The organism is Sphingomonas caeni (assembly GCF_026013415.1).
GTDB lineage: Bacteria > Pseudomonadota > Alphaproteobacteria > Sphingomonadales > Sphingomonadaceae > Sphingomonas > Sphingomonas caeni.
The window spans coordinates 212017-231218 of sequence record NZ_JAPDOK010000004.1; the positions used below are offsets into that span (position 1 = coordinate 212017).

17 protein-coding genes are annotated in these 19202 nt (G+C 59.3%); 8 read left to right on the top strand and 9 right to left on the bottom strand.

Annotation, left to right across the window (positions count from 1 at the left end):
* Positions 1-373: 373 nt before the first annotated feature.
* The 4 genes from OF829_RS12555 (at position 374) to OF829_RS12570 (ending at position 3378) form a co-directional block, all read left to right on the top strand.
* Positions 374-1684, top strand: coding sequence for a site-specific DNA-methyltransferase (locus tag OF829_RS12555; protein WP_264940407.1), 1311 nt, complete (start codon positions 374-376; stop codon positions 1682-1684).
* Positions 1681-2091, top strand: coding sequence for a hypothetical protein (locus OF829_RS12560; protein WP_264940537.1), 411 nt, complete (start codon positions 1681-1683; stop codon positions 2089-2091). Before OF829_RS12555 ends, OF829_RS12560 begins: the two co-directional genes overlap by 4 nt.
* Positions 2069-2464 (top strand): DUF5681 domain-containing protein, encoded by a 396-nt coding sequence (locus OF829_RS12565; RefSeq protein ID WP_264940531.1) that lies wholly within the window; start codon positions 2069-2071, stop codon positions 2462-2464. Before OF829_RS12560 ends, OF829_RS12565 begins: the two co-directional genes overlap by 23 nt.
* Positions 2465-3159: 695 nt before the next feature.
* Positions 3160-3378 carry a helix-turn-helix domain-containing protein gene (locus tag OF829_RS12570; RefSeq protein ID WP_406701428.1) on the top strand — a complete coding sequence of 73 codons (219 nt, stop codon included), beginning with the start codon at positions 3160-3162 and terminating at the stop codon, positions 3376-3378.
* Positions 3379-3514: 136 nt separating this feature from the next.
* Here the strand turns inward: OF829_RS12570 and OF829_RS12575 are convergent, their stop codons facing one another.
* The 8 genes from OF829_RS12575 to OF829_RS12610 all read right to left on the bottom strand — a co-directional run bounded on the left by OF829_RS12575 (position 3515) and on the right by OF829_RS12610 (position 13800).
* A complete protein-coding gene (locus OF829_RS12575) occupies positions 3515-5803 on the bottom strand; it encodes an nSTAND3 domain-containing NTPase (RefSeq protein WP_264940409.1) in 2289 nt (762 codons plus the stop codon).
* Between the two features lie 79 nt (positions 5804-5882).
* Positions 5883-6911 carry an HNH endonuclease gene (locus OF829_RS12580; protein WP_264940410.1) on the bottom strand — a complete coding sequence of 343 codons (1029 nt, stop codon included), beginning with the start codon at positions 6909-6911 and terminating at the stop codon, positions 5883-5885.
* A 399-nt stretch (positions 6912-7310) separates the two neighbouring features.
* Entirely contained in the window at positions 7311-9536 is a 2226-nt protein-coding gene (locus OF829_RS12585) for a hypothetical protein (RefSeq protein ID WP_264940411.1), read from the bottom strand.
* Between the two features lie 206 nt (positions 9537-9742).
* Entirely contained in the window at positions 9743-10576 is an 834-nt protein-coding gene (locus OF829_RS12590) for a hypothetical protein (RefSeq protein ID WP_264940412.1), read from the bottom strand.
* Positions 10577-12310 carry an NAD(P)/FAD-dependent oxidoreductase gene (locus OF829_RS12595; protein WP_264940413.1) on the bottom strand — a complete coding sequence of 578 codons (1734 nt, stop codon included), beginning with the start codon at positions 12308-12310 and terminating at the stop codon, positions 10577-10579. It lies immediately after the preceding gene.
* Between the two features lie 46 nt (positions 12311-12356).
* Positions 12357-12560 (bottom strand): hypothetical protein, encoded by a 204-nt coding sequence (locus OF829_RS12600; RefSeq protein WP_264940414.1) that lies wholly within the window; start codon positions 12558-12560, stop codon positions 12357-12359.
* A 534-nt stretch (positions 12561-13094) separates the two neighbouring features.
* On the bottom strand, positions 13095-13307 hold the full coding sequence (locus tag OF829_RS12605) for a hypothetical protein (RefSeq protein ID WP_264940415.1): 213 nt from the start codon (positions 13305-13307) through the stop codon (positions 13095-13097).
* Positions 13308-13401: 94 nt separating this feature from the next.
* Positions 13402-13800: a transposase family protein gene (locus OF829_RS12610; RefSeq protein WP_264940416.1), complete on the bottom strand. Its 399-nt coding sequence runs from the start codon at positions 13798-13800 to the stop codon at positions 13402-13404.
* 68 nt (positions 13801-13868) lie between these two features.
* Between OF829_RS12610 and OF829_RS12615 the strand changes: the two genes are divergently transcribed.
* From OF829_RS12615 to OF829_RS12630, 4 genes are all read left to right on the top strand, one after another.
* Positions 13869-15440: a recombinase family protein gene (locus OF829_RS12615; RefSeq protein WP_264940417.1), complete on the top strand. Its 1572-nt coding sequence runs from the start codon at positions 13869-13871 to the stop codon at positions 15438-15440.
* Entirely contained in the window at positions 15437-16318 is an 882-nt protein-coding gene (locus OF829_RS12620) for a plasmid partitioning protein RepB C-terminal domain-containing protein (protein WP_264940418.1), read from the top strand. Before OF829_RS12615 ends, OF829_RS12620 begins: the two co-directional genes overlap by 4 nt.
* The gene (locus OF829_RS12625) at positions 16318-17214 is read left to right on the top strand and encodes a plasmid partitioning protein RepB C-terminal domain-containing protein (protein WP_264940419.1); all 897 of its coding nucleotides are present in this window, start codon (positions 16318-16320) and stop codon (positions 17212-17214) included. The genes OF829_RS12620 and OF829_RS12625 overlap by 1 nt, the downstream gene beginning before the upstream one ends.
* A gap of 225 nt (positions 17215-17439) precedes the next feature.
* A complete protein-coding gene (locus OF829_RS12630; protein ID WP_264940420.1) occupies positions 17440-18432 on the top strand; it encodes a hypothetical protein in 993 nt (330 codons plus the stop codon).
* On the opposite strand, the gene OF829_RS12635 is transcribed toward OF829_RS12630, so the two are convergent.
* Complete coding sequence (locus OF829_RS12635) at positions 18404-18979, bottom strand: CDP-alcohol phosphatidyltransferase family protein (RefSeq protein ID WP_264940421.1); 576 nt, start codon at positions 18977-18979, stop codon at positions 18404-18406. The genes OF829_RS12630 and OF829_RS12635 overlap by 29 nt on opposite strands.
* Positions 18980-19202 lie beyond the last annotated feature (223 nt).

Below are 19202 nucleotides of genomic sequence, written 5' to 3' on the forward strand. Positions count from 1 at the left end.
TGGCAGAAATCCGAGGGTTTTTCGCCTCTTCGTTGAAAGAGCTGGATCCCAGAACAGGGAAACCAAAAGCAGGTAACAGGGAACCTCTTTCACCCTATCAGGCAAAAACAGGCAAAATCGGCTGCCCCGCCGAACCCGAATTGACATGACCTGCTTTCGGGGTGAATCTACACGAGTGCCTTCCGAGGATCTCGGACAGGCTGCTGTGGTAAGCCATGGCACTCGGCGAAGCCGAAACCAGTGAGCCGATGGCTCGCACCCTCGCTTGACCGATGGTCGGTGGGTTTTCCCTTGAATTTATAGCGCGCTTTTCGGCCCTGGTCGCAGTGCGCCGGAGAATCCAGCCATGTCGCTTACGAACTCAAAAATTGTCATGCGCGCGGTCGCAGCTCTGCGTGCCAGGGCCAGAAATCCTCGGACCCACGGCAAGAAGCAGATCCGGAAAATTGCAGATTCCATTGAGAAGTTCGGGTTCGTCACCCCAATCCTCATCGACCCGACCCTGACTGTGATTGCCGGGCACGGTCGCCTGATGGCGGCCAAAATCCTGGGGCTTTCGCAGATCCCCACGCTCATGCTTGAGCATCTTAGCCCGGAGGAAATCCGAGCATATGTCATTGCCGACAATCAGCTTGCCAGTTTGGCGGGCTGGGATCGGGAGCTTCTTTCTCTCGAAATCGCAGAGCTGAGCGAGATCGCGATAGACCTAGATCTCACGGTTACCGGCTTCGAAGTGCATGACCTGGATTTGCTGCGCGATGTCGCCGGATCAAAAACTCGCCAGCCTGACTGCCCTGTGCCGGCAGTGGAGAGATCTGGGACCCCGATTAGCCAGCTTGGCGATATCTGGGATATTGGGGAGCACCGTCTCCTTTGCGGGAACGCGCTCGATCCAGGTTCTTATGACCGATTGCTCGGCAAAGAGCTGGCCGATCTGGTCGTGACAGATCCGCCATACAACGTTGCTATTTCGGGCCACGTTTGTGGCAGCGGGGTCATCCAACACCCCGAATTTGTGATGGCGTCGGGCGAAATGACGCCCGAGCAGTTCGAGCGTTTCCTGTCGCTAACATGCGTGAATTTGGCTCGGTTCAGCCGCTCTGGCTCGCTGCATTTCATCTTCATGGACTGGCGATCGATTGGCGCCCTGCTCGCCGCGGGGGAGGAGGCGTTTGATGAGCTGATCAACATCATTGTGTGGGTGAAAAGCAACGGCGGCATGGGCACGCTCTATCGGTCTCGTCACGAGATGGTCGCGCTCTTCAAGCACGGTAAGCGGGCTCACAAGAACAACGTCGCCCTGGGTGCGAATGGGCGATATCGAACCAACGTCTGGGAATATCCGGGTGCAAACTCGACAGGTGGCCGATCGAAATCGGATCTCGCAATGCACCCTACTGTGAAAAATCTCGACATGATCACCGAGGCCATCCGAGATGTCAGTGATCCAAACGACGTCGTCCTCGACGCGTTCGGAGGTTCGGGCACCACACTGGTTGCCGCGGAGCGTTGCGGTCGCAAGGCCAGGTTGATCGAACTCGATCCGCACTACTGCGATGTGATCATCCGCCGTGCTGAATCCGAGGGCTTGGAAGCAACGTTAGCGTGCGATGGCCAGACATTCTCGCAAGTGAGGGCGTCCCGATCTTCTCGAGATGTCGCTGCTGCAGGGTCCGTTGAATGAATACGACCGAGCCCGGTAAACCGGGGAAGGCCCGCTCAGCACGGGCTGGAGAAGCCCCGCTTGATATTGGAAAAATCCTGCATCGCCGGATCCAGGTCGTGCAAGGCGGCGTGACCAAGGGGATGCACCCCGCCGAAGCCTCGATCAGGTCCGTGGCGTCAAAAGCGATTGGCGGCTGCATGCGCGCTGCAAAACGCTTTCTAAAACAATGCGAATCAGCGGGCCTCTTTGAGATGCCGGAAGCATTGGACGACCACGTCTACGTTCATAGGGTCCCCAAGGAATGGGACTATGATGAGTGGAGGGCAAAGTTCGATGAACTCGGACCGCCACCGTGGCCGGGTGAGCGAGATGGCCTCATACCGGCAGACAGGCGCGAGCAAGATGGCAGATGGACCAACCGATGACCTCGATTACGAGATTGGTTACGCACGGCCACCCGTAGCTCACCAATTTCAAAAGGGCTCCCCGTCACCCAACCCGAGGGGGCGACCCCGCGGCTCGCGAAATCAGAAGTCATGGGTCCGCCAGATTGCGGCGGAGGTCCGCGAATATGTAGAGGCGGGACAGCGGCGTAGGGCATCGACTCTAGAGTTGGTGCTTCTCGCAGTGCGCAATGCCGCAGCCAGGGGCGATCCGCGCGCGCTGAACCTCTATGATTATCTCACAGGCGAGGATGCTTCAGAGCAATCCTCCATCCCAAAGGGAGTTTTTATTGTACGCGAGGCAATGACCGAGGAGGAATGGCAGATTAAATACAACCCGAATTACCAACGATAGTGCCTCGTGGGCGTAATGTGTTCGCGCACACTGCGATGGCCCTGGCGAGCGTGTCGTAGCCGCACGCGTCGACGAGTCTTTCGAGTGGCCGGACTCCTATACTCTCGGTTTGAGGAAGCCGCGTTTCCGGGATGACAAAGAACCGCCATTGCTCAGGCGCACAGTGGTCGGCCGCGTCGTCGCTGACGAAATGATGCGCCATTACAAACACGTCAGCATTACGCCCGTGCCCGGGATACCAATCTGCACCCTCATAGCGCCCTTGGCGCGCCTTGATATCAAACCGGCATTTGCTCGGCTTGCCGTTCGACCTCGTCCACGTTTGTCGTGAGGCCGACTGCTTCACCTCGAGCCTGAGCCCATCATTGCGCTCGAAATCCCATCCTGCCCAGTCCGCGGAGCACCACCGCCACTCAGGCCCTAAGATCGAGGCGACGATGGTCTCGGCGACGAGGCCTCGCAGATTATTTGTGACAAGAGATTGGCCAAACGCGACCTCGGCCGCCCTGGTGCGAATGCTCGTTGCCGTTGCGCGGGCGATGGTCGGAGAAGGGCTGATCAATTTGGCCCGCCAAGCAACGCGCCACCATTGGTCATGTTCGGCAGAGAGATTAAGTCACGGGCGCACAATACGAAATACATACTATAGTTGATAAACTCCGGCGGCGTTGATCGCCAGTGGTTTGTGCATGGACATGCGCAAACTCGTCGGTGCGAATGTCGCGCGGATCCGCCGCGAGCGTGGTCTGACCCAGGAAGCGCTGGCTGAGCTTTGCGGGCTAAGTCAGCAGTATTTGAGTGGTCTGGAGCGCGGCCAACGCAACCCGACGATCGTCACGATCTACGAGATCGCAATGGCGTTAGGGGTGTCGCACATCGAGCTAGTGCAGCCCGACCAGCAGGGCGCTGGCTAAAGCTCGAGCGACCGAAATTGGCCGAAAGCCCATCTCCTTTGAATTGCTAATAGCGATTGCCTACCCCAGCCTTCACGTGAATAAGGATCTGTGAGGTCGCTATCGAAACACGGTCGGGCCGCAACAGTATCCAGGTTCAATCAAAGAGCGTTCCGAAAAGTTCGCGTATATCATCGTCGCCATAGGCACCGGCCGTCGCTGGCTGATTCGATACCGTTAACCCCTCACCAGTCCCAGTATCTTCTTCGTCCTCGTCGTATTCAGCAATAGCATCGGTAAGAGACGTGATCTCTACTTTCAGGTTTTTGCCATGGCGGTCCTGGATACGCGTCATTGTATCTTTTAGATCCGTGAGATCGTCGGCGCCGTTGCAGTTGTCGCGCTCGCTGGAAAAGCCGTCATGTACGAGCTCATCTATGGCGTCGTCGATTTGCTTACGGACCGGCGCGTCGAAAGAGAGGCCGCTTTGCATGACGTCGAGCAAGGTTAGGCAATCGGAAGCTTGAGCGAACGGCAACAGTTCCAGCAGTCGCTCGATGGCGGGTTCCACCAGATGGCGAGTGGATTTCTGATTGAGCCAGCTGTTCTCCAGAAACCCTTGGATTGCATAGACGAGACCGCCGACGTCGTTGGATGTGAGCAAGTGATCGAGCGCCTGACGCACTACGTCTAGCGCCGCAGCCGTCCGTAAGTCGTCCGAGACGTCAATAAGGTGCCGCACCTTTTGCGAAGGTGAAAAGTCGACATAGTGCCCGATTCGGCCGCGCTTCTCCCGAACCCATTTGAGGCTCTCAGTCCTGATGAGTCGGCCATAAGCCACGAGCATTTCCGGCGCATTACGCTGCACAAATGCTTTCAGCTCGGGCGAAGCGTCGGGCAGCAGCGCCGTATCCGAAATATCAGCTATCTGCCGAAATCTAACGGCCGTCGAAAACAGGTCTGAGATGATTTCCGGGCTGTGCGCGATGACGGTCGCCATGAAATCTCTGACCGAGGGATTCAGAAAGAGAACGCGCCCTTCCGAATATCGGAGAAATGAACCGTCGAGCTCCTTGAGCGCGTCGCGATAGCTGTTCGGCGCTGTGCTGTAGTTATATTTTGCGGCGCAGTGGCGCTCATACGCTGCCCAAGCAGGCTGCAGATCATCCAGGCCGACGAAATAGCCCAAGCTGTACACCAAGATCAAAACGCCGCGTGCTGCGCGCGAAATCTCCTGCTCGAATGCGTGCCGCCAGATTTCTTCGGGATTTTCGAGCAACCGGGTGACGTAATCCCGATATGCTTCCGGAGGCACGGCTTGCAGTCGGCGCAGCGTCGATAGCCATTCGATCACACGAGGATTGAAATGCTCGTGTTCAATGATGGTTAGGAAGAAATCCTCCTTGAGCATCTCTTCCTTGTATGGCTCAGGTAAGCCACTGAAATAAAGATGGTTGTAAAGAATGCGAGCGCGTTGGGCTTTGGTGTAATCCGAGAGCTCAATCACACAGCGATGATCCGCAAACCCGCTTTGGCGCAAACGTTCCGAACGTTGGAGCGCATCGGCTAAGATGTGCTCGCGTGAAGTCAGTATGAAGCGGCTGCCCTCGGATTGCTGCACATAGTCGATGAAATCGACAAGCGCCTTGTCCTCCTTACGCCCTAGATATTCGGGCCGATCGCCGAGATAGGTTTCGCCCAGAAAATCATCGTAATAGAATAGCATGCGCTTACCCGCACATGCGAGCACATGGCCTTCCGCCAGATCCCCGGTGATGATCGCTGGCAGGAATCCGTCTTCCAAATGTGCGTACAACAAGATGTCTGCAAGCGTGCTTTTCCCGATGCCTGGTGGACCGGACAGGATCACTTGCCGATGATCCTCCAGCGCCTTGAGTGCTCGCGGGAACGCGTCGTTTCGCACGAACAGCGGCAGTTTCCGGATGATCTTCTCGATATGGATTTCGGTGCGCGCGTGTTCTGCCGCATGCAGTACACGCTCCATCACCGCCGTGCTGGTCAGCCACAATTTGTAGTGACTCTTGACGACGTCGCTGTGGTTGCGCAGCAAATCCTCGACTTCGGATGCGCCGATGACGTCGTTGGGCGTCAATATGAAAGGCTGCATCGCCTCGACGATCGAGTCCTTATTTCCAGGCGTGAGCCCAACCGAAGTGACAAGGATGTATCGCGTAGGGGCGAGCGCCTGCACCTTGGCAAGCTCGTGCGATTTGAGCTTGGAAAGAAGTGAGGAGAAGCTGCTGCCCTCAAAGTGCTTGCACTGAACGACGGTGCGGGAACCGGCATCGATATGGCGCAGATCCACGCCCCCATCACGGCCGGTTTTGAAGCTCTCGAGCGGCATTCCCCACTCGGCTTCGAGCAGATCATGGATCAATTCCTCGAAGTCCGCATGGGAAAGCTTGTTGAGATTATAGTCTGCCATTCTGCCCAATCTTGGGAATATCGCCACGGGATGAAATGACGACGTACTCGCGCTGGACTAGCTATTGATTCCGGTGGCTTCAATGCAACCCGGTCAGCTGGGCCTTGAGTTCTCGATGCGTGACCCGGTGGCAATTTGCGCAAAGACATTGAAGATCTTCGAGCCTGGTTTGATGGCCGTCATCCATTTCAGCGACGTGGGTGCTGTGGTGATGGACCTCGATGCAGGCCTCGCCGACGTCCGAGCCAAACGTCGAAACTGGGTCCATGCCGCATCGCTCACAGTACAAATAGCCATGAGTGGCGCGGAATTGATCGCGCTTGGCGCGCCCCAATCCCGTGCCACGCTCGCGGCGCAAGTGCGTGACGAGCCGCGGGCGCCCTTCGGACCAGCTGCGATCCTCGTCGCTGATTAGCGATGGATCGATCGTGTCGCTCTCCCCCTTGGCAACGATCTGATAGCCACTTGCGCGGAGCATGCGGAAACAGACCATGCTTTCGCCGGCGCTGAAATTCTCCGGCTTGACGGGAAAACCGAGCGCTTCGCTCGCAGCTAGACCGAAGACAGCTTTGGGCGGCAAGCGCATCCCGTCGAATAGCAGGTCGTAGTCGGTAGATGGCCCGAACGGATGATCCTTGAAGCCAGCCGCGAGCCGGCGCGCCGAATGCAAGAAGTGCTCACCGGTAAGCCGCTCGAATGTCTCGGCCACGAAGCGGCGGTCGGACCGCTTCGACGGCCACGCATCGTGATTTCGTAAGAATGCGAGCATGGCGTCAACTTCAGCGACGTCCTTCAGATGGGTGCGATATTCGCCAAGCCTATTTGGTTTGACCGGGCCAAAAGTCGCGACCGCCGCCTCGAACAGACCCGGGTGCTCACTTAGGATCGGGCGACGTAGATAGAAATTGAGATGGTTTGCCTGGGCCTGGATCGCGAATGGATTCAGCTTGCGATCTGGCCGCTGCAGCTCGACCGCCCGCACCTCGTTGGTCCGCAGAACGAAGCGGAACGACGCGGCCTTCGCATGCGCCAGAATATATTCGAAAGCGGCGCGTGCCGGACTATTCGCGGCGAACATAATCCGCACTGCGTCGAGATCATCGCCCAAGCTACTCTCCTTATCGCGTCGCTGTTTATCGTGACGTTGGGGTCTCGAGTAGCCATGGTCCGCCTTCAAAACCCCGGCACCGGACCGAACTATTGTCAGGCTTCCTCTCGCCGCCCAAGATGCACCGATGCATTGGCCCTTCGTCATCCACCAAACATATCTGCGCCGCGCTGACAGCCATGTCCGACTGATACGGAGTTCCGCCGCGCGCATCGTCGTCAGCGCAGCCAGCTGATTTAGTGGGGTGGGGCCAGCCAAACGCCCGTGCGGGCACCGCAAATCCTACGTTCCACTGCCGGGCCGGCGCGCGAGGCGCCGGCCCTGGGGCGGTCACCATCGGCACCCAAGGTCGGAGATCGGCGTTCGTTGCCGTGCGTCGAGCGGTTGGGAGGAGTCGCCTCAGCTTTGTTCGGGGAATTGCGAGCGATGGCTTGCGGCAAGTGCCGCCATTCTTTCGTAGCGGCTCTGGTCGTAGGGCATGAGGAAACGACCGCCGACGGTAGCCGGATAGGCCTGGAAAAATTCGATCGTGGCGAGAGAGCTGGGAACATCGGGGAGAGCCATCAGGGAACCCCCGTAGAGAAGCGTCTGCATGTCCATTGCGGAGACATCGACCCTTTCGTCGAGACCGACGCCTGCGCGCCAATCGCTGAGCTGGCCAGCAACCACGCGCGAGATATCGACGAGATCCGGGGCGCCTAGGACGCCGGCGCACTCCAGAAGGAACAGGTTCGAGAAATAGTTGGTCCGAAGGCTCAGATACGAATGACGGCGGATTCGTTCATCGCCGCAGACATCGTCGGGATTGAGGATTTCGGCAATTCGATGCAGATTTTCGCGAACCTGTCCGACGAGGTGGGTGTTGCCCGCAAGCCTCCATTTCTGGGCAAACCCGTCGAACAGGGCCCGAGCGGTCGCCACTGCGACGTCCTCTGCATCGAAGCGCAAGCCCGTGATGGGCGGATAGATCTTCTCGCCTTCGCGCTCGGCCCGAACATCCTTGGCCAGCGCCTCGCGGGCGAGCTCGAGATAATGCTGGCATATTGCCAAATCTCCGCGCTCCCGGCTCGTCAGTCGCCGGGTCACGCAAGCGAGGTAATAAGCTTCGCGGCCGGTGACATTGTCGATGAAACGCGGTGCCACCTCGGACTGCGCCGGCTCAGCGATCTCGACCGCCCGTTTGGCAAGCGACGAGGCAACCGACCAGCGGTCCGCATAGGCAAACAACAGCGCGTAGCAAAGTGAACTCAAATAGCGCGCGCGCCTCGTCGTCAACCCGTCCAGTTGACCGAGAAGCTGCCGGATCGCCTGCTCGTTGATGATGACGCCATCATGCTCGTAGATCAGGTCGAGCGCTTCCTCGCCGGGGTCCATGTCGCGAAGGAACAGGATCGGGACATTCCGCTTCTGCCCTCGGACCTTCTCCGGAGAAATGCCGATCATCTCATAGCCGGATTTAGCAGCAGTGATGTAGAAGCTGTCCCAGCTGATCTCGGTCAGGGTATCGAGTTCCTCTTCGAGGGCGCTCAAATCCGGCAGGGGTTCGCGAGGTTGCCCAAGGATCTGCTCCATCATCCGTCGACCGACCGAACTGGTCGCCGAATGGGCCAAGGTGATGTTGTGAATGTGCTCCAGCCAGTTTGCATAGAGTTGCGAGTGGGCCTCGCTCCAATCGTTGAGCGCTGCCTTGGCCACCTCGCGGTACCCGTCGAGCCCCCGCACCCCTTGGAGATGCGTTCGAAACGCTATCAGGCCTCTAGCGCCGTCGCTCCCGATCACCTTGGACAAGAAGGCGTCGAGCCAGCCCGGGTCCGAGACCGCCTCCTCTTCCTGGCCGGGATGCAGAATCGCGGACTCGAACAACAATGCCTTCGGATGCCGGATATACAGCTCACTGAATGTATAGCGCCCGAGGTCCTCGTCTAGATGCCGGAACGGGCGATACCGGCGGCCTTGCCGCTCGATCGCGTAGTTTTCGGTGAAGAGCACGATCCGGATTCCGTCGTCCTTCAGGAGCCGGTTCAGCCGATCGAGCGTCGAAAGCGCGGCCTTGTCGCGCTGGACGAAGCGCTCGGGCATCGAAGTTAGGCGGCGCCGCCACCATTCGGCGGACCCCTCGCCGTCGTCGTCGCGAGCCTCGGTCTCGGCGCCCGCCTCTAGGATCGCGTGAATCGCGGGCCGAGTGCGCATCACCGCCGCCCACTGCCGATCATGCGAGAGCTTGGCCGCGGTACGAAGCTTGCCGTCGGCCATCAACGCATTGAAGCGCCGGAGCTTCTCGCGCCCGTCGTCGATCGCGTATAGCAATTTGTGAAGCAGCTCCTCGTTTCGCTCCGCCAAGGCCTTCTGCTCGCCTTCAGGCGCCTGCGCCAACGCTCTCAGCGTGGTGAGGAGCAGCATCTTTGCGGTGCGGTGCTCGTGGCGGCTGTCGTCGAGCTTCTGAAGTAGCGTATCGTAGAGAAACCTGGTTTCCATGACGTGGCCGGGGAGCACGAGCAACGGAAAGGGGCTGCTGTCCCGATTTACGAGGTTTTGCACCAGATAGGTGACGATGATGTCGAGGACGCGGTCTTCCGCGATCGGCCGTGTCTCCCCCGGGGGGCCCTCGAATATCCGGGCCGACATCGGCGTCGTCGTTTGTGACTGGGTACGGAAGTAACTGTACAGAATATTGGAGTCGATCGCGTAACATATCCTGCCGCCAGATGCGATGAACTTGTGATCTAGATCGCGATGGTAGAGTAATTCCCGTAGATTGACTGCATTGGCGATATCCGTGGATAGTCGATGTACTGCCTCGGGGCTGGGGCCTCGGCCGGTCGAGGGCTCCCTCACAGGCATTCGGCCGCGAGCTCCTTCCCAGCTCTGGCAAGGTCTTCGTCGGAGCCGTCGGTTGCGAGCCAGTTGCGCTTCTCAGCGTCCGCGGGCTCCCTCACTTCCGTGTCCGCGTCCGGCGCCGCCGTCTCGTCGTATTCGTAGGAGTGGGCGTCAGCGTTCCAGAGATCGATATCCCCGAGCGTAGCCGACCGCAGCTCCACGTCACCCCTCAGAAACGCTCCTATGGGAGCGGCATAGGTCGTCGTTCCGATCCCGCATATCACGACACCGACCGCGTTCCCGTCGAGATCGGTGACCGCGGCACCTGAGTCTCCCTCGACGGAGAGCGGCGCCGCATCGAGGCTGTTGACGACCAGCGCGTCGTAGAAAATGACAGGCTCGGCAAAATCCTGAACGGGCATGCGAAAGAGCCCGCGCACCGAGCGCAATATTCCCAGCCGCGGTCCGGACTGTCCACCATGCACCAGCACGCGGCTGCCGGCGAGAGAATGCGGGTCGCGGCAAAGCCCGAAACCGGGGGTCCGGCGGTCCCCCGCGAGTCGGACGGAAGGATCTGCCAGCACCGCCGAATGGTCGATCCGCACCGCCTCGATCATCGTCCAGGCGGGGCGTTCGTCGAAATGATTCCAAGAGCGATCATTGTCGGTCGAGCAGGCGCCGACGAGACCGCCCTTGTGGATGACTAGGTCCGCGCCGCGGGTGATTTGCGCGGCGGTCAGCGCGATCGCGTCGCCGGCCGAGTCGTCGATGAGTATCAGGCCGAGGCGGCCGACTGCGGAAGGCTGTTCTATCCGCCAAACTGAAGTCAGATGTGAGATTTCCGCCATTTAGTGGCCGGTCCTGCTTGCAAGCGGAATCGTGACGACTTTCGTTCTGTCAATCGGTACGCCGAAGAAGTGCTCGGGAATAGGGCCTGCTTCATTCACATCGGACCACCGACGATCATTGCCGTTGCCGGTATAGAGAAGTAGCCGCGGCGTGCCTTCGACGACCTCGTCCTGGACCCGGAGCCGGTAGCGGTCCCTGAAGAACATGCGCGCCTCGTCCATTTGCTCGAACAGCCAGTTGACCGGCTCGTCGGGGCGTGCGCAGCCGAGCCGCTCGGCAAGGTCACTCGCCTGGGCAAGCGAAATCCAGTCCTGATCGGCATATAGCAGCTGGCGCTTCTTGACCTGGTCGATCAGGTCCGGTGAGATCGGGTCTAGAATGTCCTTCAGCGGCGAGTCGGTGCCGTAGCGGTTGATGAAGAAGCAGTTTTCGAGCGACATGGTACCGCGAAGCCGTTTGCTCGCGACGCTGCCGCCGTCGCCGATCATGGACTTCCGGCCCCGGAATGAGACATGCTTGCGCTTGACCAGCAGCCGGTCCGCATCCCGATGATCCCCGGGCGCCGAGCAATCCGCCACCACCACACTGCCGCTGTGCTGATAATACTCGACCCAGCCTTCGTGTATCGCGTGCATGATCAGCAGGCGATGATAGGGCGACGCCGTGTGCTCGGCCGGTGTGGCGCGCTTGCCGATCAGGATGACCTTGGGAAGCGCAGTGCGCTGCTCCTCGAGACTCTGCCGAAATCGCGCGCCGAGCCTGACGTAGATGGACGCATATTCCTCCCAGAGCGCGCGCGCGATCTCGTCCTTAGTCTTCGGATCGACCGGGAAGCCCTCGTGAAGGATATAGTCCGAGACGCGCAGCTTCACGCGTCCCTCGATCTCGCGCAAGGTTCTCAGGATCCAGTCATTCTCGAGCGTGGCTTCGGTGCCGTAGCTGACGCGACCCGCCTGGAAATTCCGGTAGAGCAGGCGCAACACTTCAATGAGACCGCCATCGCCGGTGCCGCCCACCACGAAATTCTTGACGACCGGCGGCGAGGCGTCACGGATCGCGTCGATGCGGTCGCCATCGAGACTCCAATATGCCGGAGAACCCGAGTTCATGACGATCTTTTCCAGCCCGAACCCGGTTGCGAAGATGACCAGGTCGAAATCCTGCACGGGCGAAGCCGTGCCGGTGGTGGTCACCTGCCATTTGCCGGATTTGCGCTGCACGCCTGTCACCGTCGAACGGTAGGTGATTGGCATGATCTCCGACCGGGTGGCGAAGCGCTCCCATTTGTCGAGCAACCTCGCCATGAGAAGATCGCACCGATCTTGGTACCAGTTCATGAACGGCAGCTCGGTCGAGATGCTCACTGTCTCGCGGGGCCAGAAATTGATCGTCGGATGGATCTCGCGATGCTTGGCATGCCGCGTCGTGTTGAGTGGCCGGTGCGAGGCTTCCAATATCCAGTTGGTGCAGTTGAAGGCCGCCAGCGCAATGCTGCACGTCAGGCCGGCAAGCCCGGCCCCGACGACGCAGGCACTTTTTCCCTTCAGCCCGGCATCATCGCCGCTCCGGCAAATCTCGTCGTGGATGGCGCAGATCAGGTTCATCGCCCGCCGCTGCTGCGACGCGAAACTGACCCGCTCGGCAAACGGACCGATCGCATAGAGCCGATCCTTGTGAGGGACACGTCCGGCCAGAATTGCTACGTCAATACTCGGTCGTTGCTCAATCGGCATGCACTTCAGCCCCCTTTCGGGAAGTTGCCGATGGTTATCTCACACGTCAACGACAAGATTTTCGAGCCGCCAGCAGCACGAAGTCCAAAATCGACTCTGAAGCGGAGCAATCTCCAAGGCCGTGGCTCCTTGAAATCTCCGCAAACCGCCGGCGGATCACGAAGTCGAAACGCTTACGGAACGCGCCAGAAGCCTTCAAAAAGGGGGGGCGATAGTCCTTGTCCCGCGTCATCTTACGCGCGCCGGTCACGCCCGCACACCCTGGCGCGTGCCGAGTGCCACGACAATATTGCGGACTCGCCTCGCCCGCGCGTCTAGAGAATAGCGGCGATCAAGACATCGACACCGGACGCAATGATCAGCCAGCAAGGAGAGTATGAGGAGGCGGCACTTTCGCGCCCTTGAAGACCGAGCGCCGCGACCCCAGATCGCCAGTATGGACTGGCTTGCCTACCATATGTCGGTGGAACCTCGCATCGGGACGGTATTCACTCTTATGGAGAGCTCGCAGATAGTTGGTGATCGGAAGCGGGATTTTCCGAACACAGGCGAGTCACTCTTCATTGTGGGTCCCAACGACGTGCGAGTTCCGGCCGAGCTTCTCGAAGCGACATCGGCAAGGATAGTTATCAAGGCTCCGAAGGGGCAGACGTTATCGCTTGGTCCGTGGCGTAGCGACGATATGCCGGGCTCAACTACTTCGACCATGTACCACACGCTCTGGACCGTTCGAGAGGTTCAGGCGGCGCAAGTTGGCCCGCGATAGGCAGTCCACGCTTCGTGATCACGCCGCGTAGCGGTGCAGCACGAAATCCCACACCTGCTCAACCTTCCCGTTCCAAAGGTCCTCGGGATAGGGTGCCTCCGGCAGCTCGTTCAACTTCACCCTAATTTCCGACAACACAGCGGCGCGGGTCTGGCGACCCCTGAGCCAGTCGATCGCACTGACGAGGTCGTGTAGGCGGTCGATCAGCTCGCGGGCCAGTGCCTGCGCCAAGGTAGCACATGGACATTCGATCAGTTGCCGACATCCATCTGATCACCTGCATACGATTGCCTTTGATCTTGTGGCGCTTGCGTCTTCGGATGCTTTACGCCGATCGCTCGTCACCTGACAGGAGTTGATCAAGGGCGCTCAGTGTTTCTCTCAGTTGAGTTCTTGTCGTGGCGATCTTGGCGGCGACCAGAAGATCGTTGCGACCCGCTAGCAGCAGAACCGTATGCAACACCTGGTCCGAGTTCTGCATCAGAACGACAAGGTTCTCGCCGGTCGGGCCATTCCTCTCCTCGAACCAATTTCTGACGGTTCGTTCGTTCGTACCGGTCATGCGCGCAACGGTTTTCATGGTGCTCGGGGAATTGCCGAACTCGCCGCGTAGGGCACGAGCGATGGCGACCACGAATGGCGGTAGCGGCTCAGTTTGCTCACCCGGCGGAAAAGCTTTTCCGTTTTCCGACTGAATTTTTCGGTCGTTCTCCGTAAACGACATGACCCCACGCTCCACATAGATGGAGAGCGAAATATGACCTCGATTTGGTCAGTTCGCATCCGATAGAGGTGATCGTGCAAAGGGGCATCGGCATTATTTCCGAAGAAGAGCGTCCCGTGATCCGCGCGGCGCAATATGTCCGGATGTCGACCGACCATCAGAAATACTCGACTGAAAATCAGGCTGAGATCATTGCCGCCTATGCTGCCCGGAGGGGCTTCGAGATCGTCCACACCTACGCTGATGAGGGAAGAAGCGGCCTAAACATTGCGGGTCGGGATTCACTGCAGCGTTTGATCGACGACGTACGGTCCCGTTCAATCAATTTTGAAGCGATCCTCGTTTATGATGTGAGCCGCTGGGGCCGTTTCCAGGATGCGGACGAAAGCGCCTATTACGAGTTCATCTGCCGCGAGGCCGGCGTGACGGTGCATTATTGCGCCGAGCAATTCGAGAATGACGGCAGCCTCAGCGCCACAATCATCAAGAACATGAAGCGCGCGATGGCCGGCGAATATAGCCGTGAGCTGTCAGCCAAGGTGTTCACCGGCCAGTGCCGGCTAATCACGATGGGATATCGGCAGGGTGGCCCGGCCGGCTATGGGCTGCGGCGCCACCTGGTCGATGAGCGAAACGAGCCGAAAGCGCCCCTGGCACGCGGTGAGCACAAGAGTCTCCAGACCGACCGTGTCATCCTCGTCCCGGGACCAGCCGACGAGATTGAAACCGTTCAGCGAATCTACCGACTGTTCGTCGTGCAGCGCCGCTCCGAGCGCGAGATCGCGACGATCATGAACGAGGAAGGGAGGTGCACGGATCTCGGAAAGCCGTGGACGCGCGGCATCGTCCACCAGATCCTCAGCAACGAAAAATACGTCGGCAACAATGTCTACAACCGGGTCTCCTTTAAGCTGAAGCAGAAGCGGGTGATGAACACGCCCGATATGTGGATCCGCGCGGAAGGGGCGTTCCAGCCGATCGTCGAGCCCGACTTCTTTGAAGCAGCCCAGCGCATTTTCGCCGAACGCGCCCGCAGATTCTCGAACGACGAACTGCTCCAGATGCTCGCCGACCTCCTTGCCAAGCGCGGAGCGCTCTCCGGCCTGATCATCGACGAACTGGAGGAAATGCCATCGACCGCAACCTATCGGAACCGGTTCGGCAGCCTGATCCGCGCCTACCAGCTGATCGGCTACGTGCCCGAGCGCGACTACCGGTACGTCGAAACGAACCGTGTCCTGCGGCTGATGCATCCCGACATCGTGGCGCAGACCATCGCAGAGATTGAGCGCGTCGGCGGATCCGTACGCGTCAATCCAACGAATGACCTCCTCCTTATCAATCAGGAGTTGTCGCTCTCTCTCGTCATCCTGCGTTGCGCACCCATGCCCGCCGGCGGCTTGCGATGGAAGCTGCGGCTCGACACCAGCTTGAGGCCCGACATCACGGTCGCTGTTCGCATGGATGCCGAGAATAGGCATGCCCGCGATTACTACCTGCTCCCCTGGCTCGACGTCGGATCGAACGAGTACCTGCGCATGGCGGAATACAACGGGGTCTACCTCGACGCCTATCGCACCGAAGACCTCGCCCCCCTCTATCACCTGACCCGCCGTTTTCGCCTGGATCGTGCCGCATGAGCGGGACGGTGCCGGACATTCAGATGATTGCGATCGCCGACGTCGAGATCCTGAATCCCCGGTCGCGCAATCGCAAGATCTTCGAAGAGCTCGTCCAGAGCATTGCGCAGCTAGGTTTGAAGAAGCCCATCACAGTCAGCCGCAAAGGCGATAGTTCAGGCTTCGCGCTGGTTTGCGGTCAAGGTCGCATGGAGGCGTTCATAGCGCTCAAACAGACCCATATCCCCGCAGTCGTCATCGAGGCGTCCAGCGAGGATTGTTATGTGATGAGCCTCGTGGAGAACATCGCACGCCGCAATCACACTCCCCTCGAATTGATCCGCGAGGTGGGGGCGCTGCGCGACCGCGGATACGGCCATTCAGAGATCGGTGAAAAGGTCGGGTTCAGCCACGAATATGTCTGGGCAATCTGCTTCCTTCTCGATCATGGTGAGGAGCGCCTGCTCGATGCTGTTGAGCGCGGGGTCGTACCGCACACCATCGCCATCGAAATTGCGCGTGCCGGCGACGAGGACGTTCAGCGCGCTCTGACCGAGGCATACGAACAACGGGCGCTGCCGGGCGCGCAGGTGCTGGCGATCCGGCGCATCGTCGATGAGCGCAACCTAATCGGAAAGGGCGTCCGCAGCGTCGGGCAACCCAATCGCGCGACCAGCAAGCCGACCGCGACCGCGCTCGTGCGCGCCTATCAGAAGGAGGTCGAACGCCAGAAGCTGCTGGTGAAGAAGGCGACCCTCACACAAGGGCGCCTGTTGTTCATCGTCAATGCGCTAAAGAATCTGCTGGCTGAGGAGCACTTCGTCACCCTCCTTCGGGCCGAAGCGATGAATACACTTCCTCTTCCCCTCGCCGAACGGCTGGGCATTTCCGAGGCCTAATGATGTCGGGCGGCGTCAGAATCGCATTCGAGCGCGAGGTCGTCGTTATTCCGCTTTCCGACATTCTTCCTCTACGGAAGCTGGCGGCGAATGTCGCCGCGTCGAAGCGATACCAGCGGATCGCCACCTCCGTGCTGGAAGTGGGCATCATCGAACCACTGGTGATCGCGAGGCAGAAATCGGGGTTACCGTATCTGCTTATGGACGGGCATCTTCGGTATTTTGCGCTCCTCGAGCGCGCAGAAACGGAAGTGCGCTGCATTGTCGCGGATGATGACGAAGCCTTTACGTACAACAAACGCGTCAATCGCCTCGCCACTATCCAGGAGCACTACATGATCGTTCGCGCGATCGAGCGCGGGGTTTCGGAGGAGAAGATTGCGCGCGCGCTCGGGGTCGATACGAAGCTGATCCAGCGGCGGAAGAACCTGCTCGACGGCATATGCCAGGAAGTGGTCGAGTTGCTGAAGGACCGTTCGGTCAACCCGCAGACCTTCGAGGTGCTGCGCAAGCTCAAACCGCTACGGCAGATTGAGGCAGCTGAACTGATGGTCTCCGCCGGCAATTTTTCGACCAGTTACGCCAAGGCTCTCCTCGCCGCCACGCGTCAGGCCGATCTCATGAGGCCCGACAAGCCGAAGCAGATCATCGGCATGACGCCCGAGCAGATGGCGCGTATGGAGCGCGAGATGGAAAGCCTCAACCGCGACTTCAAAGCGGTCGAGGACACGTTCGGCGACGACGTTCTCCAGCTAGTGCTTGCGTCGCGGTATCTTTCACGACTCGTCGCCAACCAGCAGATCGCAGCCTACCTCGGGCGGCGACATCCCGACATGCTGACGGAATTCCAGACTATCATAGCGGCGGCGTCGCTTGATCAGGCTGCTGTGGCATAAGCGAGATAGCCAGATCGGGAATTGTGATGGCTTTATACCGCGGGTTTCAAAAGCGTGCATCTTTTGGCGATCCGTTGGATAGGTTACGCAAGGGCTACATTGAACGGATAACTACTGATTATGCTAACGTCCGCCATTGCGGCACCATTGTCGTTATCCTCACGCCTGATCCGCTCACGGGGAAGGGTGAACTGGCACATTGTAGGCCCGATACTAGCGATATCGTTGGCACAGCTCACCGCCGTTCTGCTGGCCTGCTGGTGGGATAACTCTTGGACCATCAGCGCTAGCGGCAAGTTTACCGAGGGCGGCCGTGGTTTCTTGCAGCATTATGGAGCGTGGGCGATTCTCCTCACCGATCCGCTCTTGCTTGTCGCCAGCGGCTTTCTCGATAGGCAATTTTGCGTTGCGATACTGACTCTACCCGCGCGCGCCGATAGAGATGCAGCTCGGGCAATCACCCGATCACTCCGAGAGTACCTGCCTTGGGTTAGGGGTAAGGGGACTGCCGCGCTCTTCTACGCGCTATGCCTCATCACCGGGCTGTTCGCATGGACGTATAACGTCGCCTCGACAATTGACCCCCTTGGCGCCCTGCGCCACCCCATCTTCGCCCACCACGACGTCTTCGATTCCGGCCTTCACATGCGGAGTTTCATCGCATTTAAGGCATGCCTGTTCCTCTCGTGGGTCGTCGTCTATCCGATTGTCGGGTTTAAGCTCGTCACAATCATTATTGCTACACGCAGCATTCTGCGTCGCGCGGAGAAACACGGGCTGCTCCAACCGCGCGTAGAGCATCCGGATGGCTGCTATGGGCTCAAGAATGTTGGGACGCTGAATATCGCAATCCTTGTCCCGTGCCTGCTGGCGTTCTTCGTGATGTTCGCCCTGCTGGTGACACATCAGATGATGTATGAATCGATCCTCATTCCGCTGATCGTCGTGTCGACCGTCTTTCTCGTCACCAGCTTCATTGTGATTTGGCCGGCGCAGATGGTGCTGTGGCAGGCAAGGGACAAAGAATTTCGCGATCTCGCGAAATCATCGCGGCAACCCCCGCCGGCCTCCGACAGAGATTTGTTTCAATTCACAGCCAGGCGCTTCTTTTTCAGCGCGGCAAAGGCATCGCCCTATTCGGACACGACAAAGGTTATCATCCTTGCCATGAGGGCGACGCCTCCGGTGGTCAGCCTCGCAATCCACTTCTTTCCGTGATTTGCTGCGCGAGTTTCACGAGGCCGATGTAGCCAAAGATGGCCGCAACATAGCCGAACAGAAAGCCGTAACCTATCGGGAAAGGCACCGGACGTTGAGTGACGCTGAACCAGCCGGCTAGTACGAAATACAGAAAATACATGCGGATAACGAAGGCGTAAGCGAGTGACGCCCAACGCAATTGTTTGGTATTTTGTGATCGATTCCCGTCGATGGTGCGGAGCGCGTATAGCGCCACCTCACGGAAGATCAGAGCCCACAACAGGAGGCTTTCGGCCGCGTGGTTGGCCGCGATGACGAGATAAACGGCGACATAGAAGGCCTTGTCGCCCAGTCCATCGATCAACGCGCCAGCGTCGCTCGTTACCTTCCACCGACGTGCTAAACGGCCATCGGCTATGTCGGTCAACAGGGCTAGCATCGCCACCGCGAGCGCGGACCAGAAGCGCCAAGCTTCCGATGTGCTGTAGAGCAGCAGAAACGCCATCCCCAAAGGAATGCGTGAAAGCGAAAGTGCGTTGGGAATGATGTCCCGCACTGTGCGCATAATCAGTAGTTATCGCGCATAGTCCCGCGGCCGCTATGTGCTCAATCTTCGCCGTTCGAGCCAGCAGCGCTGATTCCGGAAGCGGGCGGTTGGCCCATGGACCAATTTGATGACCGCTAATGGGGCGCGGCCCTTCGCCGCAGTTCGATTGTTTGCTCACCACAAAGCCGCAGCAACCTCTCCGCGTGCCTACCCGGAATGATGCGTTCGCTGGCCAGTGCGG